At 65.2% G+C, this 23,224-nt stretch carries 19 protein-coding genes; 7 read left to right on the plus strand and 12 right to left on the minus strand.

Translation table 11 applies throughout. The features are described 5' to 3' along the window. Positions 1–221: 221 nt before the first annotated feature. Positions 222–455 (plus strand): hypothetical protein, encoded by a 234-nt coding sequence (locus tag EBB56_RS20855; protein ID WP_045992398.1) that lies wholly within the window; start codon positions 222–224, stop codon positions 453–455. A gap of 87 nt (positions 456–542) precedes the next feature. Here the strand turns inward: EBB56_RS20855 and EBB56_RS20860 are convergent, their stop codons facing one another. After that, positions 543–1,796, minus strand: coding sequence for a dicarboxylate/amino acid:cation symporter (locus EBB56_RS20860; protein WP_045992397.1), 1,254 nt, complete (start codon positions 1,794–1,796; stop codon positions 543–545). A gap of 238 nt (positions 1,797–2,034) precedes the next feature. Next, positions 2,035–2,808, minus strand: a complete 774-nt coding sequence (locus EBB56_RS20865) for a dienelactone hydrolase family protein (protein WP_124805242.1) — start codon at positions 2,806–2,808, stop codon at positions 2,035–2,037. A gap of 251 nt (positions 2,809–3,059) precedes the next feature. Between EBB56_RS20865 and EBB56_RS20870 the strand changes: the two genes are divergently transcribed. Continuing rightward, positions 3,060–4,265, plus strand: coding sequence for an ABC transporter substrate-binding protein (locus tag EBB56_RS20870; RefSeq protein WP_124805243.1), 1,206 nt, complete (start codon positions 3,060–3,062; stop codon positions 4,263–4,265). A gap of 312 nt (positions 4,266–4,577) precedes the next feature. Here EBB56_RS20870 and EBB56_RS20875 read toward each other — a convergent pair whose 3' ends face one another. The 9 genes from EBB56_RS20875 to EBB56_RS20915 all read right to left on the minus strand — a co-directional run bounded on the left by EBB56_RS20875 (position 4,578) and on the right by EBB56_RS20915 (position 14,707). After that, complete coding sequence (locus EBB56_RS20875; RefSeq protein WP_045992394.1) at positions 4,578–5,894, minus strand: branched-chain amino acid ABC transporter permease; 1,317 nt, start codon at positions 5,892–5,894, stop codon at positions 4,578–4,580. After that, positions 5,894–6,898, minus strand: a complete 1,005-nt coding sequence (locus EBB56_RS20880; RefSeq protein ID WP_124805244.1) for a branched-chain amino acid ABC transporter permease — start codon at positions 6,896–6,898, stop codon at positions 5,894–5,896. The genes EBB56_RS20875 and EBB56_RS20880 overlap by 1 nt, the downstream gene beginning before the upstream one ends. Positions 6,899–6,926: 28 nt before the next feature. Further along, positions 6,927–7,631, minus strand: a complete 705-nt coding sequence (locus EBB56_RS20885; protein ID WP_124805245.1) for an ABC transporter ATP-binding protein — start codon at positions 7,629–7,631, stop codon at positions 6,927–6,929. A gap of 108 nt (positions 7,632–7,739) precedes the next feature. Then, the gene (locus EBB56_RS20890) at positions 7,740–8,510 is read right to left on the minus strand and encodes an ABC transporter ATP-binding protein (RefSeq protein ID WP_124805246.1); all 771 of its coding nucleotides are present in this window, start codon (positions 8,508–8,510) and stop codon (positions 7,740–7,742) included. A 96-nt stretch (positions 8,511–8,606) separates the two neighbouring features. Continuing rightward, on the minus strand, positions 8,607–10,052 hold the full coding sequence (locus tag EBB56_RS20895) for a sodium-dependent transporter (RefSeq protein ID WP_045992390.1): 1,446 nt from the start codon (positions 10,050–10,052) through the stop codon (positions 8,607–8,609). 170 nt (positions 10,053–10,222) lie between these two features. Then, entirely contained in the window at positions 10,223–10,528 is a 306-nt protein-coding gene (locus tag EBB56_RS20900; protein WP_108132161.1) for a hypothetical protein, read from the minus strand. Between the two features lie 89 nt (positions 10,529–10,617). Continuing rightward, positions 10,618–11,880 (minus strand): glutamate carboxypeptidase, encoded by a 1,263-nt coding sequence (locus EBB56_RS20905; protein WP_124805247.1) that lies wholly within the window; start codon positions 11,878–11,880, stop codon positions 10,618–10,620. Positions 11,881–12,183: 303 nt separating this feature from the next. Next, positions 12,184–14,010: a translational GTPase TypA gene (gene typA, locus EBB56_RS20910; RefSeq protein WP_197037093.1), complete on the minus strand. Its 1,827-nt coding sequence runs from the start codon at positions 14,008–14,010 to the stop codon at positions 12,184–12,186. Between the two features lie 166 nt (positions 14,011–14,176). Further along, positions 14,177–14,707: a glycosyltransferase family 2 protein gene (locus EBB56_RS20915; protein WP_108448683.1), complete on the minus strand. Its 531-nt coding sequence runs from the start codon at positions 14,705–14,707 to the stop codon at positions 14,177–14,179. A gap of 514 nt (positions 14,708–15,221) precedes the next feature. Here EBB56_RS20915 and glnA point away from each other — a divergent pair. The 5 genes from glnA to EBB56_RS20940 all read left to right on the plus strand — a co-directional run bounded on the left by glnA (position 15,222) and on the right by EBB56_RS20940 (position 21,327). Then, on the plus strand, positions 15,222–16,628 hold the full coding sequence (gene glnA / locus EBB56_RS20920) for a glutamate--ammonia ligase (RefSeq protein WP_108448684.1): 1,407 nt from the start codon (positions 15,222–15,224) through the stop codon (positions 16,626–16,628). A gap of 230 nt (positions 16,629–16,858) precedes the next feature. Beyond that, positions 16,859–17,434: a DUF4124 domain-containing protein gene (locus EBB56_RS20925; RefSeq protein ID WP_045992385.1), complete on the plus strand. Its 576-nt coding sequence runs from the start codon at positions 16,859–16,861 to the stop codon at positions 17,432–17,434. 299 nt (positions 17,435–17,733) lie between these two features. Then, entirely contained in the window at positions 17,734–18,783 is a 1,050-nt protein-coding gene (glnL, locus tag EBB56_RS20930; RefSeq protein ID WP_124805248.1) for a nitrogen regulation protein NR(II), read from the plus strand. Further along, positions 18,776–20,191 carry a nitrogen regulation protein NR(I) gene (ntrC, locus tag EBB56_RS20935; RefSeq protein ID WP_045992383.1) on the plus strand — a complete coding sequence of 472 codons (1,416 nt, stop codon included), beginning with the start codon at positions 18,776–18,778 and terminating at the stop codon, positions 20,189–20,191. The genes glnL and ntrC overlap by 8 nt, the downstream gene beginning before the upstream one ends. Positions 20,192–20,358: 167 nt before the next feature. Further along, positions 20,359–21,327 (plus strand): hypothetical protein, encoded by a 969-nt coding sequence (locus EBB56_RS20940; protein ID WP_052704321.1) that lies wholly within the window; start codon positions 20,359–20,361, stop codon positions 21,325–21,327. 78 nt (positions 21,328–21,405) lie between these two features. Here EBB56_RS20940 and EBB56_RS20945 read toward each other — a convergent pair whose 3' ends face one another. Beyond that, the gene (locus EBB56_RS20945) at positions 21,406–23,223 is read right to left on the minus strand and encodes an aminopeptidase P family protein (protein ID WP_124805249.1); all 1,818 of its coding nucleotides are present in this window, start codon (positions 23,221–23,223) and stop codon (positions 21,406–21,408) included. Position 23,224: the final 1 nt, after the last annotated feature.

Below are 23,224 nucleotides of genomic sequence, written 5' to 3' on the forward strand. Positions count from 1 at the left end.
TATCCCCTCAGCGTAGCAGTTCTGCGCTTGGCATGGCGTCGTAGAGGTGGCCATCGAGGTGTCTTGGATGAATTTTAATATATTGATATCGTTCAGTTTTTACACGATTCGCTACCCTTCTCGACAATTCCTGGCGAGACTCCCACAGAGCGTTTCACTTTATTAGTCTGCGAAGTTGTATGCTGCCAGAGAGCCTTACCGGCCATCTCAGGAGACACAACATGAAGACCAGAAACGCGCTGCTCGTATTGGCCCTCTTGGCCCTGCCGTTGTCCGCTCAGGCAGGTGTTGTCGACGGCAAGATCGCCAAGCTGGCTGAGCCGCTGGCCCCTGCAGAAGGGCCCTGCGCCAATCATCACACCACTTACTGCGCGGCTGAACACGCTGGTGCCACGCAGGATGCCGACTTCGACGCCCGCGAGACGGCAAGCCAGGAGCAACAGGGCCACAGCTGAAAGCGATGATGCTGGCGGAACCCTGAACGACGATGCCCCGGCCAACTGGCCGGGGCATCGTCGTCTGGCAGGGGCTCGGGGTGCTGGTCAGGTCTTGTTGGCGGCGTTGTAGACGTTCTCGTCGAGTTCGCCTTCGCTCTTGCCGACCAGGGTGGTGACCATCAGGTCTCCGGCCACGTTGACGCTGGTACGGGCCATGTCGAGGATGCGATCGACGCCGGCGACCACCGCCAGGGCTTCCAGCGGCAGGCCGATCTGGGCCATGACGATGGACAGCATCACCAGGCCGGCGCCCGGGACACCGGCGGTGCCGATGGAAGCCAGGGTGCCGGTGACGATGATCATGCCGTAGTCGGCCAGGCTCAGGTCGACGCCGATCAACTGGGCGATGAATACCGCCACCACCCCCTGATAGATGGCGGTGCCATCCATGTTGATGGTGGCGCCCACCGGCAGCACGAAGCCGGCGACACCCTCGGACACGCCGAGGTTCTTCGTCGCGCAGCGCAGCGAGACCGGCAGGGTGCCGGACGAGGACGCCGACGAATAGGCCACCACCAGGGCATCGAGAATGCCCTGCAGGTAGCGCACCGGATTGAGACGACCGAGCAGCGACAGCAGACCGGAGTAGACCACCAGCACGTGGACGACGCTGGCCAGGTAGGCCACGCCGATCACCTTGACCAGGGGCAGCAGCACCTCGGCGCCGTAGCTGCCGGCGACGTGGGCGATCAGACCGAACACGCCGAAGGGCGCCAGCGCCATCACCAGGCTGGTCAGCTTGACCATGGCCTCGGCGAAGCTTTCGAACACCTTGACCACCGGCTCGCCCTTCTCGCCGATCAGGGTCAGCGAAACACCGAGGCCAATGGCGAACACGATGATCTGCAGGATATTGCCGCTGGCCAGGGCGTCCACCGGGTTCTGGGGCACCAGGCCGACCACGATCTGCACCAGGCTGGGGGCTTCCTTGGCCGCGTCTGGGTTGGCCTCGAAGGTCATGTCGAGGCCAACGCCAGGCTGAAACAGCCAGGAGGCGGCCAGGCCGATGGCGATGGCGAAGGCGGTGGTGACCAGATACAGCGCGATGGTCCGCGCGCCGATGCGGCCCATCTTCTGGGGGTCACGCATGGCGGTGATACCGACCACCAGGGTAGAGAACACCAGCGGCACGATCAGCATCTTGATGGCGCTGATGAAGATGTCACCGATGGGCTTGAACACGCTGGCGCTTTCGCCCATCAGGGTGCCGACGAGGACACCCAGGGCGAGGCCGACCAGGATCTTCTGCCATAGCGGGATACGGCGCCACAGGCCGGGGGAACGATCGGGGGTGGACATGGGGAGGCTCCAGAAGGACAGGGTGGATGGCCTGCCGTGCAAGGTGGGAAGACGCGATACCCATCGATAGCCAGCAAAATGTTCTCGTTGACTGCTATCGAATGGGCGATCGGCACGATGGAGGCGGATTCTACCGAATAATCTGCCTCGGTGTTTTCATCCGTTGCACACCTTCTGGTGCTCAGAGGCCACCTGGGCGCGGCTTCCAGGTGGCCGGGCTGTTGACGACGCTAGCGGTTCAGCCCTGATCCTGCTGTTCCAGGGCGCGCCGCAGCAGCTGGTGGAAGGCCGCCCAGGAGGCCTGGTCGGCCCGAGCCTGGTAACGATCGCTGCCGAACACCGTGAAGGCGTGGGGAGCACCGGAGTAGACCTGGATCTCATAGGGGGCGCCAGCCGCCTCCAGCTCCTCGGACAGCGCCGCCACCTGGTCCATGCCGATGGAGGCGTCGGCACCACCGTGGGCGACCAGGATCGGTGGCGTATCGGCGGAGTAGCCCTGGCCTTCCGGTGTGTCGAGGCCGCCGTGGAAGGTAGCGAAACCACGCACACCTTCGTCGGCGTTGGCGCGGGCCATCTCCAGCACCACGGCGCCACCGAAGCAGTAGCCCATCACCACGGTGTCTTCGCCGGCGCCCTGTTCACGGGCCTGGGTCAGCCCCGCCAGGGTCAGCCGGCGCATGCGTTCACGGTCATCGTAGAGCACCGCCATCTCGGCCTTGCGCGCGTCGATCTCCTCGGGGCGGTTGCCGGCGCCGTAGAGGTCCACGGCGAAGGCGTCGTAGCCCGCCTCGGCGAGCATGTCGGCACGCTTTCTTTCATAGTCGGTGAGGCCATCCCAGTCGTGGATGATCAGCACGCTGCCCTTGGAAGAGGACGTGGCGGGGGCGAAATAGCCCTGGAAGGCTTCACCGTCCACCTGGTAGTCAACGTTTTGTCCGGCCATGGCGCCGGCGCTGGCGAGAACAGAGCCGAGACCGATCAGGGCAGGGGCGAGCAGGGCGCAACGAGACATGGTGTGCTCCTTGGCGAGTGAGGGGCGTTGGCCCCGCCAGATGGCAGGGCCTGTGCTGAGTATAGAAGCCTGGCCACAGACGTCAGTCCTGAACCCCGTCTTGTTGCATCCAGCCGGCCTAGCGTTGGCGGCGGGGACTTGAGTTTTCCCCGGCGGCCTTCCAGATTGGGGGTATGAAGATCGAGTGGGCGAGCCGCGGCTGACCGCGCTCGTCTCGGCTTCATCTCAGGACAACCAGAGCGAGACCAACAATCATGAAAAAGCGCGTACTGGCGACCGCCGTGGCTGCAACCACCCTGGCGGTCGGCTCCATGGCCCACGCAGAGGTCAAGATCGGATTTCTCGGCGGCTTCACCGGGGGGATCGAGAGCCTGACGCCGCCGATCTACGACGGCGCCCAGCTGGCGGTTGACCATATCAACAACCAGGGTGGCATCCTCGACGGCCAGGACGTGGTGATGCCGACCGGCGACACCACCTGCGGCGACGCTTCGGCGGCGTCCAACGCGGCTGACCGCATGGTCAACACCGAGCAGGTCACCGCCATCGTTGGCGCGCTGTGTACCGGTGCCACCATCGCCGCGGCCAACAACGCGGCGATTCCGGGTGGCGTGACCATGGTGTCTCCGGCCTCCACGGCGCCGGCGGTCACCGACCTCGACGACAATGACCTGGTGTTCCGCACCGTGCCCTCCGATGCCTTCCAGGGCGAGATGCTGGCCAAGTTGCTGATCGACAAGGGCATCGAGGAAGTCGCCGTCACCTACGTCAACAACGACTACGGACGCGGCCTGTCCGACGCCTTCAGCTCGGCCTTCGAGGACGGCGGCGGCAGCGTGCTGGAAAACCTCGCCCACGAGGACAACCGCGCCGACTACCGCAGCGAACTCGGCACCCTGTCGGCCACCGGCGCCCAGACCCTGGTGGTACTCGCCTACGCCGATACCTCCGGCCAGACGGTGGTGCGCCAGGCCTACGAGAGCGGCATGTTCACCCAGTACGTGGGGGCCGATGGCATGGTCGGCGACAGCCTGGTCGAGGCCATCGGCTCCGACGTGCTCGACGGCATGATCGCCACCCGTCCGGGCAGCCCGGACCTTCCCGGCACCGAGATCTTCACTGAACTTGCCAACAACGCCGACATCGACCCCACCGCCGTATTCGCCGCCCAGGCCTACGATGCGGCCTTCCTGCTGGGGCTGGCCATCCAGCAGAACGGCAGTGCCGAGCGCGAGGGTGTGTCTGAGGCGCTGCGCAGCGTGTCCTCTCCCCCCGGTGAGGTCATCCTGCCCGGTGAGTGGGAGAAGGCGGTGGAGCTGATCGCGGCGGGGACCGAGATCAACTATGAAGGCGCCTCCGGTACCCAGGACTTCGACGACAACGGCGATGTGCCTGGTGTGGTACAGGAAATGGCCGTGGAAAACGGCACTTTTACCGGCAAGGGCTTTGTTGAATAGCCGCCATGACGTAAAGTAAGGCGAGTCGTCGACGGACGACAACGCATCCGGGCGGTCGCCTCCGCCCAATGACCGCGCCAATGCTCGCAACAGAGGCGCTCAAGGAAAGCCCCCGGCCATCTGGCTGGGGGCTTTATCGTTGGTAGGGGCCTGTCATTGGCGTCGAGCTGGCGATGTCGTGCGAGATGGCCAGTGATGGGGCAAGAGGCGTGAGAGGCGGGCCCTGGCGACCCTGGGCCGCCAGGATGAGACCATCAGTGACGACGACCGGCGTCAGGCACTGTCCGCAGTAGCGGTGTCGACGGACACGCCTCAGTCATGGTGCTTGACCTTCTCCGGCAGCAGCCCTTTGGGGGCGACGCGCAGCACCACCGTGATCAACAGCCCGATGACGAATACCCTGGCCTGCAGGGCTCGGCTTTCCAGGTTGCTGGGTAGCTCCCAGCCGAAGCTGGCCTGGCCGAAGTGGGCGATCAACTCCATCACGTAGAGCGCCAGCGGCTCTGACATGATCCAGATGATGTACACCGCCACCGCGCCGAACAGGGTACCGAGATTGTTGCCCGGCCCACCCAGGATGACCATCACCAGCACCAGGAAGGTGTGGTTGAGCGGCAGGTAGCCGTTGGGGTCGAAGATGCTGTTGAAGCTGCCGAGTGCCGCGCCGCCGAGGCCCATCAGCACGCAGCCCAGCACGAAGATCTCGAGCCGGCGGCGATTGATGTCCTTGCCCATGGCGGCAGATGACACCTCGTTGTCGCGAATCGCCCGGATCATGCGGCCCCAGGGGGCGTTGTAGGCTCGGTTGAGCAAAAAGAAGATGCCCAGGATCATCACCGCCGTCACCGACAGATAGAGCGCCCGCGCCAGGGTGAAGCCGACCTCGCCGGGATCGGGTACCGGCCACGGCAGCGGCGACACGGTAGCGGTGCCACGGGTCAGCCAGTCAGAGTTCTTGAGAAAGGCCTTGATGATCTCGGCGATGCCCAGGGTGGCGATGGCCAGATAGTCGCTGCGAAGCCCCAGGCAGACGTGGCCGATAAAGTAGCCGATACCGCCGGCCAGCGCTCCGCCGACCACCCAGCCGACCCACACCGGCAGGCCGAACCCGCCGATGAAGCCCATCTGGCTTTCGATGGCGTCGGTGACCTCGCGCAGTTCACTGATCACCACCATGTAGACGACGAGGCCGATCACCACGGTGATCAGGGTGCGCAGCCAGGACGGCACGCCCAGACGAGTCATGCGCGACAGCGCGAATACCAGCGCGATGCCGACGGCCAGATACCCCAGCACCTTGGCCAGCTCACCGGGCAGCGGGCTATCCCAGAAGGCCGGATTGACCGGCACGCTGAAGGTCATGGCGCAGAAGCCGCCGAGGGCGACGAAGCCCATGACGCCTGCGTTGAACTGGCCGGCGTAGCCCCACTGGATGGTCAGGCCCAGGGCCAGGATGGCGTAGCAGCTGGCTTCCACCAGCATGCGTGTCGAATAGGCCGAACCCATGGCCATGTAGACCGCGCCGACGGCGACGGCGAGGACCACCAGGAGGCTGAGTTCGCGCACCGGAAAGCGGCTCTGGGGCGCGGTGTTGGCGTCGTCGCGGCGATGAAAGTTGTTGGTCGTCATCAGATCACCTTGCCCTTGAAGATGCCGGTGGGGCGCCACACCAGGATGGCGACGAGGATGAAGAAGGGCACCACGATCTTGTACTCGGTGCCGACGAAGGCCAGGTTACTGGGCAGCTCGAGCCACTCGGGCAGGCTGTCGCTGAAGGGCCGCAGCAGCACCCGCCAGTTGAACACCGCCAGGGTCTCGGCGAAGCCCACCACGAAGCCGCCGGCGATGGCGCCGAAGGGGTGGCCGACACCGCCGACGATGGCGGCGGCGAAGATCGGCAGCAGCAGGTGGAAGCTCAAGTCCGGCTTGAACGTCACGTCCATCGACAGCAGGGTGCCGGCGATGGAGGCCAGGCCACCGACGATCACCCAGGTCACGGCGACGATGGTGTTGGTGTTGATGCCCGATGCCCGGGCCAGGTCCGGGTTGTCGGACATGGCGCGCATGGCCTTGCCGAGCCGGGTACGCGACAGAAACAGCTGCAGCCCGATCACCGCCACCAGGGTCAGCACGAACAGATAGATCTGCGGCTCGGTGATCACCACCGGCACCCGGGCGCCCTCGAAGGGCAGCGCCAGGCGGAAGATCTCCTTGCGGTCATCGACGTACAGGCTCTGGCCGCCGGTGCCCGAGAACAGCCGGATCAGGCCCTGCAGCATCAGGGTCACGCCGAGGGAGCCGATGACCATCACGATCGGCTTGACGCCGTGGGCGCGCAGCGGCTTGTAGAAGGCCTTGTCGATGCCCACCGCCAGCGCCGCCGTCAGCACCATGGCCAGCGGCAGCATGACGATGGCGGTGGGCACACCGATGACGTCGCCGGCATGGGGGAACAGCGTCGCCAGCAGCAGCACCATGAAGGCGCCGAAGGTCATCATGTCGGCGTGGGCGAAGTGGGCAAAGCGCATGATGCTGAAGACCAGCGTCACGCCCACCGCGCCGATGGCGTAGATCGACCCGGTGACGCTGCCGGCGATCAGCACGTTGTTGATGAAGAACACGAATTCGTTCAAGGCGATATCTCCGCGCTAGGACTCGGCGTCAGCCGCCGAGGAAGCTCTTGGCCACGTCAGGATCGGCAAGCAGCGCCTGCCCCGTGTCGGTGAAGCGGTTCTGGCCGGCGGCCAGCACGAAGCCCTTGTCGGCGATGGCCAGGGCCTGCTTGGCGTTCTGCTCCACCATCAGGATGCCGACGCCGGCGGCGTTGACCTCCTTGACCCGGTCGAAGATCTCGTACATGTACTTGGGCGACAGCCCTGCAGTCGGCTCGTCGAGCAGCAGTAGTTCGGGTTCGGCCATCAGCGCCCGGCCCATGGCCACCATCTGGCGCTGGCCACCGGACAGCTCGCCGGCAGGCTGATGACGCTTTTCGTGAAGGGGCGGGAAGAATTCGTAGACCTTGGACAGCATGCGTTTCATGTTTCCCGGCTTGAGGAAGGCCCCCATCTCGAGGTTTTCCTTGACCGTCAGGCTGGGAAAGACGTTGTGCTCCTGGGGCACGAAGCCCATGCCCAGTTCTACCAGGCGGTTGGTGGGCAGGTTCTGGATCGGTTCACCGCGCAGCAGGATATCGCCCTGGGTCACGTTCAACTGGCCGAAGATGGCCTTGAGCATGGTCGACTTGCCGGCGCCGTTGGGGCCGACGATGACGCCGATCTGGTCGGCCTCGATGGCCATGTCCACCCCGTTGAGGATGTTCATGCCGCCATAGCCGCCGTGCACCTCGCGTGCATCGAGTAGAGGCATAGTCCTGTTCTCTGCATAAGAGCGCCTGTCGCGCCCTGGTTGTTGTTATCGCCGCGCCTGCAACGGGAGGGTGCCCCGGGTGGCGCGGAGTCTGTTGCCGGGCCGCTGTCAGGCCGCGCCGGCGCCGAAATAGGCTTCGATGACCTCGGGGTTGTTCTGGATCTCCTCGATGGAGCCCTCGACCATCACCGAGCCCTGGGCCAGCACGATCACCGGATCGCACAGCCTGGCGATCATGTCCATGTCGTGCTCGATGACCAGGAAGGTGTAGCCGAACTCGCGGTTCATCCGTTCGATATTGCCGATCAGGTCCCCCAGCAGGGTGCGGTTGACCCCGGCGGCGATCTCGTCGAGCAGCACCACCCGAGCGTCGGTCATCATGGTGCGGCCGAGCTCCAGAAGCTTCTTCTGGCCGCCGGAGAGGTTGCCTGCCAGCTCGTTGCGCACATGATTGAGGCCGATGAACTCGATCACCTCCTGGGCCCGGCGCTTGACCTCGGCCTCCTGTGCCCGCACCGCCTTCGGCGCGAACCAGGCCTTGGCCAGGGACTCGCCGGGCTGGTTCGGGGGCACCATCATCAGGTTTTCCAGGGCTGTGAGCTGGGAGAACTCGTGGGCGATCTGGAAGGTGCGCAACAGGCCCTTGTGAAACAGCTCGTTGGCCGGACGATTGGTGATGTCCTCGCCGTCCAGCAGGATCTGCCCGGAATCCAGCGGCAGGGCGCCTGCGATGATGTTGAACAGGGTCGACTTGCCCGCACCGTTGGGGCCGATCAGACCGGTGACGGAGCCTTCCTCGACCTGAATCGAACAGTCGTTGATGACGTGAAGGCCGCCGAAGGCCTTGTTGACGTGTCGTACATCGATGATGGCTGACATCTTGGGTCCCGCCGTGTTGTCTATTGTCGTTGTTGCGTTGTTGCGTTGAGGCGTTGGTGTCGTTGCGGTCTTGATTGTCGGGCTTCCCGACGTCCCTCAGCCGCTGGCGGCGTGCTGCTCGGCCATCAGCCGGTAGGCGGCGAAGGCGCCTACCAGTACGCAGGCACCGATGGTCGGCAGCCAGTAGCCCTGGACATAGGGCAGGGCACGCAGAAAGACGAAGGCGACCCCGGTCGGCGCGATGAAGCGCACCAGAAACCGCCACAGCCTGAGCCAGCTGGAGCGGGTGTGCATTTCCTTCATCGATTCGGACTGGGTCAGCGACCAGCCGGCGAACAGCGCCACCAGCAGGCCGCACAGGGGCAGCGTGATGTGGGTCACCAGTTCCAGCACGGCGAAGGCGCTGCGACCGAACACGTCATGCACGGGGCTGGCCTCGGCCCAGACGTTGAAACTCGCCACCGTGGCGAGCCCCAGCCCCCAGGCCAGCACCGACACCAGGGCTACCGCCAGTACGCGACTGAGGTCGAAGCGCTCGACCAGATAGGCCGCGACCGGCTCGATCAGCGAGATCGCCGAGCTGATCGCGGCCCCCAGTACCAGTACGAAGAAGATGGCGCCGACCAGCGAGCCGGAAGGCATCACCGAGAATGCCAGCGGCAGTGACACGAACATCAGTCCTGGCCCTTCGTCGGCGGCAAGTCCCGCACCGAACACCAGGGCGAAGATCGCCAGCCCCGCGATTACCGCCACCAGTGTGTCGATCAGGGCGATGGCGAAGGCGGTCAGGGTCAGCGAGGTCTCGCTGGGCATGTAGGCGCCATAGGCCATGATCGCGCCCATCCCCAGACTCAGCGTGAAGAACGACTGCCCCATCGCCTCGAGCCAGCCTTCCAGGCTCAACTCGGACAGCGAGAAGGACAGCATGAAGCGACTGGCTGCCGCCATGTCGCCGCTGGTCGCGGCGTAGAACAGCACCACCAGCAGAATGACCAGCAGGGTCGGCATCAGGATGCGCAGGGCGCTCTCCAGCCCACGATGGACACCCCGGGCGACGATGTAGGCGCAGATGGCGAGAAACAGCGTGTGGTAGAGCGTCAGCTTCAGCGGCGAGGCGATCAGGTTGGCAAAGTTGTCGGCCAGCATGGCGGCGTCGGCGTCGCGCAGTGACCCGGTCAGCATCTCGCCAAGATAGTGCAGCGCCCAGCCGCTGATCACCGAGTAGAAGCTCAGGATCAGCAGCGCGGACAGGCCACCGAGCCAGCCGATGGTCTCCCAGGCGCGGGAGGTGCGATGACAACGGGTGAGAAAGCGCATGCCCATGATCGGGCAGCGCCGGCTGTTGCGCCCAAGCATGATCTCGGCGATCAGGATCGGGATGCCGACGGCAAAGACGCACAGCACGTAGACCAGCAGAAAGGCGCCACCACCGTGCTCGCCGGCCAGGTAGGGAAAGCGCCAGAGGTTACCCAGGCCCACCGCCGAGCCGACGGCGGCCAGCAGGAAGGTGCCTTTGTGGGTCCAGATGTTATCGCTGCTCATGGGGCTTCCGTCGACATGTCGGCGTCGCGACGCGGTAATGGCTGACCGGGCCGAGGCCCGGTCTGACATGTCAACTTTGCGATACAACCATGGCGCCTGACTAGGGGCGATGCGTTTAGCAGGCGTTGGCGGGACGGGTTTCCGTCACTGGCGGGTTCTGGAACTCGTCGTCAGCTGCTGGTATGGGGAGCCAGGGCGCGGTGATCGTCGCCAAGACGCACGGTATCGCCGATCGACAGGTCGCCGATATTCTTGGTGCGCTCGCCTGTGCGCACGGAGATCAGGGCGACCACGTCGCCGATGCTGGCGGTGTCGTCGTCGACCCTGGCTTCCACCCTGACCCTGACCGAATAGCCATGGTAGCGGCCGGCGATGATACTGCCGACGTGGGCGGTGGGGTATTCGTCGGGCTTGTCGGCGAAGTAGCGCTGAACGCTGTCAGCGCCGGGATCATCCCATTCGACGTGCTTGTGCATTCGCGTATCTCCTTGTTCGCGAAGGATGACGGTGCCCCATTAGCATAGACCGCAACTAGGGCGGTCGCCGTCTTCACCCCTAACGGTTATCAGTCTGCATCAATTGTGGCAGCGCTCGGCCCGGAAAGTTCCTGGATCAGACGGGTGGTGAGATACAGTCGCGGCACAATGCTGTCGAGCTCGATGAATTCCTCGTCGCTGTGGTAGCGCCCCCCGACCAGACCGAGGGACTCCAGCACCGCGGGTTGGCCGGTTTCGGGGTCGTAGGCGTAGCCCGCATCGGTGCCCCCACCGATCTCGGCCAGGGCGAGCGTCTGGTCGAGTTCCTGGCGGTAGATAGACTGGGCGAGGGCCGCCAGTTGCTCGGTGGCCGGATTCGGCGGCAGCGGCGGGCGCCCGCGCTCGAGCCGAAACGCTACCTCGGTGTCCGTGACTCGCTGCTCGGCAATAATCGACTGGGCTTCGGCCATGACGCGCTCGTACTCGGTATGATCGAAGTAGCGCATGTCCCCTTCGGCCCTGGCCGAGTCCGGGATGATATTGCGCTTGGTGCCACCCTCGACAATGGTCCAGTTGAGGGTGGTGCCCTTGTCGCTGTCGCCAAGGTCATCGAGCTGGAGCAACTGGTGGGCCAGCTCCATCACCGCATTGCGGCCTTCCTCGGGGGCGCCGCCGGCGTGGGACGCACGTCCCTCGACCTCGAGAAAGGCGTAGTTGATGCCCTTGGTCACGGTGGTGACCGCTGACTCGCCGGGCTTGCCCAGGGTGGGCTCGAAGGACAGGACCGCGTCCTGTTCGCTGGCCAGTTCGGCGATCAGCTCACGGGATCCAAAGGAGCCTTTTTCCTCGTCGGGGTTGAACACCACGGTCAAAGTTCCCCAGGGCGAGAGCCCGAGGTCAGCGAGCAGGCCCAGGCTATGCAGGATGACCGCGATGCCGCCCTTGGCATCGCCGACGCCGGGGCCATAGGCCCTGGAGGCGTCGCTGGAAAAGGGGCGCTTTGCCACAGTGCCTGAGGAAAAGACGGTGTCGTAGTGGATCATCAGCATGAGATCGGCGTCGCCGCTGCTCTGGTGTCGAGCCACCAGCGTGTTGCCGCCGAAGGCCTCGGCCGGGTGCTGTTCGACCTCGAAGCCGAGTTCGACGAGACGTTCCTGCAATAGCGCCTCGACGCGAGCGAGGTCGTCGACATCGCCGGTACCGGAGTCGAGATTGACCAGCGACTCCAGGGTCTCGAGAAAGGCCGAGCGCTCCTGCTCGGCATTGGCGAGCAGGGTGTCATCGGTGGATGGCGAGGCCAGGGCAAATGCTGGCAGCAGGGACAGTAAGGCGATGAAGCGTCGGGCGGCCATGGTGAGCCTCCTTGCTGGGTGGTCACCAAAGGATAGTTCAGTCCGGCCAGGGTGCCGTCCTCACCCCAAATACTGATGTCTCCACTTGCAGACGACACTGGCCGCCATCGGGCGCCGGGCATCGATATTGTCTATATGAGCATTGCCGCAAAACGATGATGCCCGCCATGAACAGCCGGGCATCGATATTGTCTATTCCGCAAAACGACGATGCCCGTCATGAAGAGCCGGGCATCGCTAGAGAGGCCGAAAACAACGATGCCCACCAGGAGGCGGGCATCGATGAAGCGAGAAACGCAGCGCTTACTTCTTGGTGGCGCGCTTGCGCTCGTTCTCGGTCAGGAACTTCTTGCGCAGACGGATATGGTTCGGGGTGATCTCGACCAGCTCGTCGTCATCGAGGAACTCGATGGCCTGTTCCAGGGTGAAGCGCACCGGCGGGGTCAGCACGATGTTCTCGTCGTTGCCGGAGGCGCGCATGTTGTCGAGCTTCTTGCCCTTGGTGGGGTTGACCACCATGTCGTTGGCGCGGTTGTTGATGCCGACCAGCATGCCTTCGTAGACCTCGGTGCCGTGGTCGATGATCAGCTTGCCGCGCTCCTGCAGGGCGTACAGGGCGTAGGCCAAGGCCTTGCCCGGAACCATCGACACCAGCACGCCGTTGCGACGCTCGATGGAGGCGTCGGGCTTGAGCGGGCCGTAGTGGTCGAAGCGGCTGGTCAGGATGCCGGTACCAGAGGTCAGGGTCAGGAACTGACCACGGAAGCCGATCAGGCCGCGCGCCGGGATGATGAAGTCCAGGCGGACCCGGCCCTTGCCGTCCGGGTTCATGTTCTTGAGCTCGCCCTTGCGGTAGCCGAGCTCTTCCATGATGGCGCCCTGATGCTGCTCTTCGCAGTCGATGATGACTTCTTCGTAGGGCTCCTGCTTCTCGCCGTCGATCTCACGGATGATGACCTCGGGACGACCCACGGCCAGCTCGAAGCCTTCACGACGCATGCTCTCGATCAGCACCGACAGGTGCAGCTCGCCGCGGCCGGAGACGATGAACTTCTCCGGGGACTCGCCCTGCTCGACACGCAGCGCCACGTTGTGGATCAGCTCCTGGTCGAGACGATCGCGAATGTTGCGGCTGGTGACGAACTTGCCGTCCTTGCCGGCAAACGGCGAGTCGTTGACCTGGAAGGTCATCGACACGGTGGGCTCGTCGACGGTCAGTGCCGGCAGCGCCTCGACGGCGGCCGGATCACAGATGGTGTCGGAGATCGCCAGGTCGTCGATGCCGGTGATGCAGACGATGTCCCCGGCGGTGGCCTGCTCGGTCTGTACCCGCTCGAGACCCAGGTGGGTCATGACCTGGCCGACCTTGCCCTTGCGGGTCTGGCCTTCCTTGTTGATGACCACCACCTGCTGGTTGGGCGAGATGGCGCCGCGGGTGATGCGGCCAAGGCCAATGACGCCGACGTAGCTGGAGTAGTCGAGTGCCGAGATCTGCATCTGCAGCGGGCCGTCGAGTTCCACCTTGGGCGGCTCGACGATGTCGACGATGGACTGGAACATCGGCGTCATGTCGTCGGACAGCTGGTCAGGCTCGGGACCGGCGATGCCGTTGAGGGCGGAGCAGTAGATGATCGGAAAGTCGAGCTGCTCGTCGCTGGCGCCGAGGTTGTCGAACAGATCGAAGATCTGGTCGATGACCCAGTCCGGGCGTGCGCCGGGGCGATCGATCTTGTTGACCACCACGATCGGCTTGAGGCCCTGATCGAAGGCCTTCTGGGTGACGAAGCGGGTCTGCGGCATGGGGCCGTCGACGGCGTCGACCAGCAGCAGTACCGAGTCCACCATCGACATCACGCGCTCGACCTCGCCGCCGAAGTCGGCGTGTCCAGGGGTGTCGACGATGTTGATGTGGTAGTCCTGTCCCTCGGGGGAATTCCAGCGGATCGCCGTGTTCTTCGCCAGGATGGTGATACCGCGTTCCTTCTCCTGGTCATTGGAGTCCATGATGCGCTCCTGACCCTCGGCCTTGCGGTCCAGAGTGCCAGACTGACTCAACAGCTTGTCGACCAGGGTGGTTTTGCCGTGGTCGACGTGAGCGATGATGGCGATGTTGCGAAGATTCTCGATCACGACGGGATCCTGCTGGAAAAAGTGGGGCAGCATTATAGGGCCTGGGCGATGACAACGACCAGCCTTGTTGGCGCCAATCTCGGCATCGATCCTCAAGATGCTGAACTATCAAGCACCTGCGAGGCGAAAAAAGTAGGCGAAATCGACAGAAAGGACGATCTGACGCTCAGGCGCGCTGCACGACCATCTTGGCGCGACAGGCCTTGAGGCGAGTGGCGAGGTCCTCTACCGCGCTCAAGTCCAGCGACGGGTCGAAGCCTCCCAGCCGATCGAACCAGGTACGTTCGACGCCCAGGGCCCGGGTCGGAGTACGTCGCAGCAGGCTGAGCAGCGATAGCGGACAGGGGCGAGCAGGACGCACCACCGGGCGCGAATCATCGCAGGCGGCTGCCATCATTCGCTCGACCCAGTGGGTGTCCAGAGGGCCGAGGCAGAAGCCAAGCATGCGTCCATTGCTGTGGGAGGCGGCCAGGTTGAGGCGCCGCCCCATGGGCGCGGGCCGGCTGCGCACCTGGCGATAGCCGACGACGGCGTGTTCGCCCGGTTCGCCCAGTAGTGGTGGCGCCATATCGCCATCGTCGATGACGAGGATCTCGCCTCTTCCCTGGAAGAGGGCGACCTGCTGGCGTGCTTCCGCGAGCCGGCGAGGCAGTTCCTTGCCGGTAAGTCGGGCATCAATGATCAAGCTGATTTTCACGACGACACTCCGAGGAGGGTGACGCCGGCCGGCAGGGGAGGCGGTCGGAGTCGAACGTAATAAAGTGTATCTTTGCGTTGCGAAAGGTTCCAGCGCCCACTGACACCTCGCGATCGGCCCGGCAGAGTTTATAGATCCTGTCACAAAGGTCCAAAGTGGTGCGTCGCAGTCTTTATTGCACTTTTGTGGTGCATTGGTCGGCAGATCCTGAAGGTGGTGGGCCTTTGTGCCCTAAGCTGGCGCAAAGGGCCTGTTTGGATAAAAAAGATTTGAAACAATGGGTTGGGATTTTTTTGGTCGATGCTGGTGCAATGCTGGCACGCAATCTGCATTGTGGTTGGCAGTGTCATCGTGTCGCGCACGTTGCCATGGGCAGTGTCCCGGGAGCGTGCTACAAAGGATCCCGGTACCCCTTTTGTTCCCTGGATCATCCCCCGTTTCAAACCGGTGACATGGGATTGGCGCCGTTGCGCAACGCTCGAGTCACGAGACAAGTTCCACTCTGGAGGACCACATGTCAGACAAGACCCTCGCCCTGATCAACGAACATGATGTGAAGTGGGTTGACCTGCGCTTCACCGATACCCGCGGTAAAGAGCAGCACGTCACCATTCCGGCCGCCGAGGTCGACGAAGAGTTCTTCGAGAATGGCCAGATGTTCGATGGTTCCTCCATCAACGGCTGGAAGGGCATCAACGAGTCCGACATGATCCTGCGTCCGGAGGACGGCACCGGCTTCCTCGACCCCTTCACTGAAGACGCGACCCTGATCCTGCGTTGCGACATCATCGAGCCGGCCACCATGCAGGGCTACGAGCGTGATCCGCGCTCCATCGCCAAGCGCGCCGAGGCCTACCTGCAGTCCTCTGGCCTGGGCGACACCGCCTTCTTCGGCCCCGAGCCCGAGTTCTTCATCTTCGACGAGGTGCACTGGAAGGCCGATATCGAAGGCGCCATGTACAAGATCAGCTCCGAAGAGGGTGCCTGGTCCACCGACCGCGCCGTCGAAGGTGGCAACCTCGGTCACCGTCCGCGGGTCAAGGGCGGCTACTTCCCGGTTCCGCCGGTGGACAGCTTCCATGACATGCGCGGTGCCATGTGCAACACCCTCGAGGCCATCGGTCAGAAGGTCGAGGTGCACCACCACGAGGTGTCCAACGCCGGCCAGAACGAGATCGGTGTTGCCTTCAACACCCTGGTCAAGAAGGCCGACGAAGTTCAGGAAATGAAGTACGTGATCCACAATGTGGCTCACGCCTACGGCAAGACCGCCACCTTCATGCCCAAGCCGCTGGTCGGCGACAACGGCAGCGGCATGCACGTCCACCAGTCTTTCTGGAAGGACGGCCAGAACCAGTTTGCCGGTGACGAGTACGCCGGTCTGTCTGAAATGGCGCTTTACTACATCGGCGGTATCATCAAGCACGCCCGCGCCCTGAACGCCTTCACCAACGCTTCTACCAACTCCTACAAGCGTCTGGTGCCGGGCTTCGAAGCGCCGGTCATGCTGGCCTACAGCGCCCGTAACCGTTCTGCTTCCATCCGTATCCCGTACACCGCAAGCCCGAAGGGCAAGCGTGTCGAGGCGCGTTTCCCCGACCCGACCGCCAACCCCTACCTGTGCTTCGCGGCGATGCTGATGGCCGGTATCGACGGCATCAAGAACAAGATCCACCCCGGCGACGCCATGGACAAGAACCTCTATGACCTGCCGCCGGAAGAAGGCAAGGCTATCCCGACCGTGGCCGAGAGCCTCGACCAGGCGCTGGCAGCCCTCGACGAGGACCGCAGCTTCCTGACCGAAGGTGGCGTCTTCACCGACGACATGATCGACGCTTACATCGAGCTCAAGAACGAGGACGTCGAGCGCCTGCGCATGGCGACCCACCCGATCGAGTTCGACATGTACTACAGCTGCTGATCGGCATAGCGCCTCGTGCGTTCCGTCGGCCCCGCGATGATCGCGGGGCCGATTTTTTTTGCGCGGGCCTTGCGCCTGGGCAAGGGATCCCCTTGGCGCGGGTCGTGGCTGACGTCATCCTCGTCAGGGGAAGGTCGGCGAGGGCAATCACGATGATGCAGCGGTGGACGCGCAGGGCAGGCCGGGAGAGGGGCGAGAGCGCTCCCTCGTCGCCGAGTCGACCGTCACTGATGGCCATTGCCTTGCTGGCAGCGTCCGGGCTGGCGTTGCCGGTGGCAGAAACCGTGCCGGCGAGCACCATCTATCGCAGTGTCGGTCCCGACGGCGTCGTGCGCTACAGCGATACCCCCTCGGCCGGCGCCCGCGAGCTGGCACCGCCGCCGTTGTCCAGCGCCCCTGCGCTGGATGTGGCGGCGCCCTCCAGGCCGACGGCGCCTTCAGTACCAGGCCCGGATAGCGACGCCGATATCTTCCAGCCCCACGATGTCCTGGCCATCGCCTCTCCGGCGGATGGCAGCGTGTTGCCCACGGGGGCCGGGGGAAGATTGAAGGTGCTGGCCGCGATCAGCCCGCCTCCGGCGACGGGGGATCGCCTCGGCCTGGAGGTCGACGGTGTGCTCGCCACCAGCGTCACCGGCATCGGCCCACTGTGGCTCACCAATCTGGAGCGTGGCGAGCATCGCCTGGGCCTGGTGGTGCTGGCCCCGTCGGGAGAGGTGCGTCAACGCAGTGCCGATATCGTCATCCACGTACAGCGCGCAAGCCGCCTGCTTCCCGCCAACCCCCTTCGTCCTGCGCCGCCTTGACCCGCGATCTGCGGGCCTTGTGCGGACAGTGATCCAGGCGAGACTGCCCTGCACCAGGTTGGTGCACTAAAATGGTGCGTAGGTGCGCCGACGGTGACCCGCCTCCTCGACAAAAGCACCGTCCTGGCGCCTGCGCGGCGGGAGTGTGCCACTGGCACCAAGGCTGGCCCGCTTCTTGCTTTGAATGTTGTTGTCTGACGCCTGCTCGAGGCCGAGACCTGGACCGCCACCATGGAATGCCGGCTTGGCGCCGTGGCGGCCTCTATCGAGTGGGCGCTTTGCCCCATCAGGATGGACCCATGACGCCTGGCATCATCGAACACCTCACAACTGCGGTCATGCTGCTCGACGGCGAGCTGCGACCGACCTGGATGAACCCGGCGGCCGAGACCCTGCTGGCGGTCAGCGCCAGTCGGGTTGCCGGCGTGGCGCTGACCGACTGGCTCAGCGGCGAGGATGATATCGCCGAGGTGCTGATACGTGCCCGGGATGGGCAGCATCCCTATACCCAGCGGGAGGCGCGGCTGGTCCTCGCCGGTGGAGACCCCCTGACGGTGGACTACACCGTGACGCCGCTGTCGCCTGATGAGCTGCTGCTGGAGATGGAGCCACGGGATCGGCTGTTGCGAATCTCCCGCGAGGAAGCGCTGCAGTCGCGCCAGGAAACCATGAAGGTGCTGGCGCGGGGGCTGGCCCACGAGGTCAAGAACCCCCTGGGGGGGATTCGTGGTGCAGCGCAATTGCTCGAGCGTGACCTGGAGCAGACGCCGGCGCTCAAGGAGTACACCCGGATCATCATCGAAGAGGTGGATCGGCTCCGGGATCTGGTCGATTCCATGCTCGGGCCCAACCGGGTGAGTCGGCGAGAGCCGCTGAACATCCACCGGGTGCTGGAGCGGGTACGCGCGCTGCTATTGGTCGAACAGCCGCGGGTGGGCATCGAGCGCGACTATGATCCCAGCCTGCCGGAGTTGACCGGCGATGAAGCCCAGTTGATCCAGGCGGTGCTCAATGTGGCCCGCAACGCCGTCCAGGCGCTGGTCGAGTCCGAGACACCGAACCCGGTGATGACCCTGAGGACCCGCGCGCGCCGCCAGTTCACCCTGGGCGCCCAGCGCCATCGTCTGGTCTGCGACGTCAGCGTGATCGACAACGGCCCGGGCGTCCCCGAGACGCTGCGCGAGACCCTGTTCTATCCGATGGTGTCCGGTCGTGCCGAGGGCAGCGGCCTGGGGCTGTCGATCGCCCAGTCGGTGCTGCACCAGCACGAAGGGCTGATCGAATGCGAGTCCGAGCCTGGACGTACCGAATTCCGTCTGTTGATTCCCCTGGAGATGAGTCATGACTGATACCGCTCGTGTAATGATCGTCGACGACGACCGGGCCATACGCTGGGTGCTCGAGCGCGCCCTGGCGCAGCCGGACCTTGAGGTCGAGGCGGTCGAGCGGGCCGACGGTATCCTCGATCGACTGCTGGCCGAGCCGCCCGACGTGCTGGTCACCGATATCCGCATGCCAGGTATCGACGGACTCGATCTGATGGCCAAGGTGCGCCAGGTGCACCCGGACCTGCCGGTCATCGTGATGACCGCCCACTCCGACCTGGACAGTGCGGTGGCTTCCTATCAGGGCGGGGCCTTCGAGTACCTGCCCAAGCCGTTCGACGTGGACGAGGCGCTGGCCCTGGTGCGACGCGCGGTGGCCCACGTGCGCGAGCGCCAGCGGCCGGTCAGCGTGCCCGAAGGACTCGACGCCGAGATCATCGGTGAGGCTCCGGCGATGCAGGAGGTGTTCCGGGCCATCGGGCGCCTGGCGCACTCGCATATCACGGTGTTGATCAACGGCGAGTCCGGGACCGGCAAGGAGCGTGTGGCGCGTGCGCTTCATCAGCACAGCCCCCGCGCCGCCAATCCCTTTATTGCCCTCAACATGGCGGCGATCCCGCGGGATCTGATCGAGTCGGAGCTGTTTGGCCACGAGAAGGGCGCCTTCACCGGCGCCAGCGCCAGTCGCCAGGGGCGCTTCGAGCAGGCCAACGGCGGCACCCTGTTCCTCGACGAGATCGGTGACATGCCGTCGGAGACTCAGACCCGGCTGTTGCGGGTGCTGGCCGACGGCGAGTTCTATCGGGTCGGTGGTCATACGCCGGTCAAGGTGGACGTGCGCATCATCGCCGCGACCCACCAGGACCTCGAGACGCTGGTCGCCGATGGCCGCTTTCGTGAGGACCTGTTCCACCGCCTCAACGTCATCCGCGTGCACCTGCCAAGGCTGTCCCAGCGGCGCGAGGATATTCCCCGGCTGGCGCGGCACTTCCTGGTCGAGGCGGCCAAGGAGCTGTCCACCGACGTCAAGGTGCTGACCCGCGAAGCCGAGGAGTTCCTGACCCGGGTGGACTGGCCCGGCAACGTGCGTCAGCTCGAGAACACCTGTCGCTGGCTGACGGTGATGGCCTCCGGGCGCGAGATCCTGGTCGAGGACCTGCCGCCGGAGCTGCGCGGCGGCGATGACAGCGCCGCAGGCGGGGACTGGCGTGAAGCCTTCCGCGCCTGGGCCGACAGCGCCCTGGCCTCCGGCCACACCCACCTGCTCGAGGAGGCGGTGCCGGACTTCGAGCGCATCCTTATCGAGACCGCGCTCAAGCACACCGCCGGGCGCAAGGGCGAGGCTGCCGAGCTGCTGGGCTGGGGGCGCAATACCTTGACCCGCAAGCTGAAGGTGCTGCTGCCGTCGTTGGCGGAAGACCAGGAGGTCTGAGCGGGCCGGGGCGGCGAGTCCGGGGGCACCGATTTAACCAGCCTGCCCGGACCGGCCTACCCCAAGGGGCATATCATCAGCCTGTTATCGGTGGCCTAGAGTGGTGGCGACGTTGCACCGCTACTCTCGGCGTCGGGGGTAGCGTCACGATTCTGAGGCCTACCCCCATGAACCTTTCACGCTCTCGTCGGCTTGGCCTGGTGGCCATGTCGCTGGTTTTCATCTCGAGCCTCTCGCTTGCCCAGGAGCGGTCCTCGCCACGCACCGTACCGGCCAACAGCGAGCCTGCTGCCAGCAGCGAGGATCTTGCTGCCATCGCCAAGGAAACCACCAACCCGGTGGGATCGGCCTGGATGCTGTGGATGCAGAACGACTATACCCACCTGGACGGCGACGACTTCGACGGTCGCTGGTCCAATTCCTTCAAGTTCCAGCCGGTCATGTCCTTCCCCTTCGAGATGGCAGACGACAACTGGAACCTGGTGGTGCGCCCGGTGTTCCAGTACAACTCGAGCCCGATGGACGAGAGCTTCGGTACCCTGGCCCGGGGCGGCAGCCCGCTGGACATCGATCCCGACGAGTGGAGCCGCAATGCTCCCCATCGCGGGCGTACCGAGGGTCTGGGTGACACCGCCCTGGTGACCCTGGCCGGCCCGGCACGCGCCGACGGCGTCATCTGGGGCCTGGGGCTGACCCAGATCTTCCCCACCGCCGAGCATGATGTGCTGGGCCAGGGCAAGTTCCAGGCCGGCCCGGCGGCCCTGATCGCGCGCCTGGCGCCCAATCCCGGCGGCTGGAACATGGGCCTGCTGGCTCAGCACTGGTGGTCCTACGCCGGCGAAGATGACCGCGAACACACCAGTCAGACCGATCTGCAGTACTTCCTCAACTACCGGCTCAGCGGCACCGAACTGGTGGGCATGACGCCCAACGTGCGCATCAACTGGGAGGCCGACAGCGGCGAGAAGGTCAACTTCCCGATCGGCCTGGGCTATTCCAACGTGGTCCGCATGGGCAGCACCCCGGTGCGCCTGGCCGCCGAGATCCAGCACAGCGTGATCCGCGGTGATGAGTGGGATGCGGACTGGAACTTCCGCTTGATGTTCATCCCGGTGGTCAAGAACCCGTTCATGTAACGGCGCTGGCAGCCTACGCAAAGGGGCCCCGCCATGGCGGGGCCCCTTTGCATCTGCGGCCGACCAGCAGGCCCGCTATCAGGCAAGCGTCAGCGGTTCGGTGCGGGCTTCGAGCCAGGCCAGCGCCTGGCCGTCGAGCCTCGGCGCCAGCCGGCGGCGGACCTCGTCGTGGTAGGCGTTGAGCCAGTCGATCTCGGCCTGATCCAGGGTGAACAGGTTCAGGCAGCGGGTGTCGATGGGACACAGGGTCAGGGTCTCGAACTCGAGGAAGTCGCCGAAGTCGCTGGGGGCCGCGGCGCGGTTGGCCACCAGGTTCTCGATGCGCACCCCCCACTGGCCGGGACGGTACACCCCAGGCTCGTTGGAGGTGATCATGCCTTCGCGCATGGCGGTATGTTCGGCGACGGAAGCGCCCGAGCTGATCACCTGAGGACCTTCGTGGACGTTGAGGAAGTAGCCCACGCCGTGGCCGGTACCGTGACCGTAGTCGCGGCCGGTGGCCCACAGCGGCGCCCGCGCCAGAGCGTCCAGCCGCGAGGCGGCGATGCCCTCGGGGAAGCGCGCCCGCGACAGTGCGATCATGCCCTTGAGCACCAGGGTGCAGTCTTCGCGCTGAGCCTCACTGACGGTGCCGACCGGGACCATGCGGGTGATATCGGTGGTGCCACCGCGGTACTGGCCGCCGGAGTCGATCAGCAACAGGCCGTCGCCCTCGATCACCGAATGGGCCTCCTGGGTCGCGCGGTAGTGGGGCAGGGCACCGTTGGCGTTGAAGGCGGCGATGGTATTGAAGCTCTCGCAGACGAAGTCCTCGTCCTTGGCGCGTTCCTCGTACAGGCGGGCTTCGACGTCCAGCTCGGTGACCCGTTCGCCGGCGGCGAAGGCGGCCTCCAGCCAGGCGAAGAAGCGACACAGGGCCGCGCCGTCGGCTTCCATGGCCTGACGCACGAAGCCGAGCTCGTGGGCTGTCTTGATGCCCTTGGCCAGGGTGCTGGGCTGGAAGGCTTCGACCACGGTCATCTCGTCCGGCAGGGCCTGGCGGGTCCCCAGCGTCAGCCGGGCCGGATCGATCAGTACCCGTTCGTCCCGCGGCAGGGCGGACAGCCGCGCCGCCCAGTCGGCGTAGTCGGCCACCTCGACGCCATCGGCCTTGAGCGCATCGACCAGTTCGGGAGCGAGCTTGCCCGGTGCCACGAACAGGGTGGCGGTGGCGCGACCGATCAGCAGGTGGGACAGGAACACCGGATTGAAGCCCACGTCGGCACCGCGCAGGGTGGTCAGCCAGGCGATGTCGTCCAGCGTCGACACCAGATGCCAGTCGGCGTGGTGCTCGGCCATGGCCGTGCGTACCCGGTCCAGACGCTGGCGCCGGGTCTCGTCCAGATAGCGGCTGGCGTGGGGTTCGATGGCCCCGCTCGGCAGGCTCGGGCGATCGCGCCAGATCTCGTCGAGCAGGTCGCTGTCGCCGCGCAGGACGACGCCCCGTTCACCCAGGATGTCCTCGAACTGGCGGCCGTGGGCCAGGGACACCACCTGGGCGTCGTAGCCCAGGGTGTCGCCGGCCTCGAGACGCTCGGCCAGCCACAGCATCGGTGCGCTGGCCTGGCCCTGGGTCAGCTTCATCATGCTGATGCCGGTGCCGGCGAGTTGAGCCTCGGCCTGCACGAAGTAGCGGCTGTCGACCCACAGGCCGGCCTCGTCCTGGGTCACCACCAGGGTACCCACCGAGCCGTCGAAGCCGGACAGCCACTCGCGACCGGCCCAGTGCTCGGGCAGGTATTCGCTGTTGTGCGGATCGCTGGACGGTAGCCACCAGGCATCGATGGCGTGGCGGCGCATCGCCTCGCGCAGATCGCTCAAGCGTTGGCGAGCGGTATCGGCACTGGCTGAGGTCATG

Source organism: Halomonas sp. YLB-10, assembly GCF_003856855.1.
GTDB lineage: Bacteria > Pseudomonadota > Gammaproteobacteria > Pseudomonadales > Halomonadaceae > Halomonas > Halomonas litopenaei.

What these genes read in the sequence shown, in the direction of transcription:
- EBB56_RS20900 (WP_108132161.1), bottom strand. Translation starts at nt 10,528, where the DNA reads ATGCACAAGCACGTCGAATGGGATGATCCCGGCGCTGACAGCGTTCAG.
- EBB56_RS20905 (WP_124805247.1), bottom strand. Translation starts at nt 11,880, where the DNA reads ATGGCCGCCCGACGCTTCATCGCCTTACTGTCCCTGCTGCCAGCATTT.
- EBB56_RS20895 (WP_045992390.1), bottom strand. Translation starts at nt 10,052, where the DNA reads ATGAGCAGCGATAACATCTGGACCCACAAAGGCACCTTCCTGCTGGCC.
- EBB56_RS20925 (WP_045992385.1), top strand. Translation starts at nt 16,859, where the DNA reads ATGGCCATTGCCTTGCTGGCAGCGTCCGGGCTGGCGTTGCCGGTGGCA.
- EBB56_RS20855 (WP_045992398.1), top strand. Translation starts at nt 222, where the DNA reads ATGAAGACCAGAAACGCGCTGCTCGTATTGGCCCTCTTGGCCCTGCCG.
- glnL (WP_124805248.1), top strand. Translation starts at nt 17,734, where the DNA reads ATGACGCCTGGCATCATCGAACACCTCACAACTGCGGTCATGCTGCTC.
- EBB56_RS20875 (WP_045992394.1), bottom strand. Translation starts at nt 5,894, where the DNA reads ATGACGACCAACAACTTTCATCGCCGCGACGACGCCAACACCGCGCCC.
- EBB56_RS20945 (WP_124805249.1), bottom strand. Translation starts at nt 23,223, where the DNA reads ATGACCTCAGCCAGTGCCGATACCGCTCGCCAACGCTTGAGCGATCTG.
- EBB56_RS20885 (WP_124805245.1), bottom strand. Translation starts at nt 7,631, where the DNA reads ATGCCTCTACTCGATGCACGCGAGGTGCACGGCGGCTATGGCGGCATG.
- EBB56_RS20860 (WP_045992397.1), bottom strand. Translation starts at nt 1,796, where the DNA reads ATGTCCACCCCCGATCGTTCCCCCGGCCTGTGGCGCCGTATCCCGCTA.
- EBB56_RS20865 (WP_124805242.1), bottom strand. Translation starts at nt 2,808, where the DNA reads ATGTCTCGTTGCGCCCTGCTCGCCCCTGCCCTGATCGGTCTCGGCTCT.
- EBB56_RS20940 (WP_052704321.1), top strand. Translation starts at nt 20,359, where the DNA reads ATGAACCTTTCACGCTCTCGTCGGCTTGGCCTGGTGGCCATGTCGCTG.
- glnA (WP_108448684.1), top strand. Translation starts at nt 15,222, where the DNA reads ATGTCAGACAAGACCCTCGCCCTGATCAACGAACATGATGTGAAGTGG.
- EBB56_RS20890 (WP_124805246.1), bottom strand. Translation starts at nt 8,510, where the DNA reads ATGTCAGCCATCATCGATGTACGACACGTCAACAAGGCCTTCGGCGGC.
- ntrC (WP_045992383.1), top strand. Translation starts at nt 18,776, where the DNA reads ATGACTGATACCGCTCGTGTAATGATCGTCGACGACGACCGGGCCATA.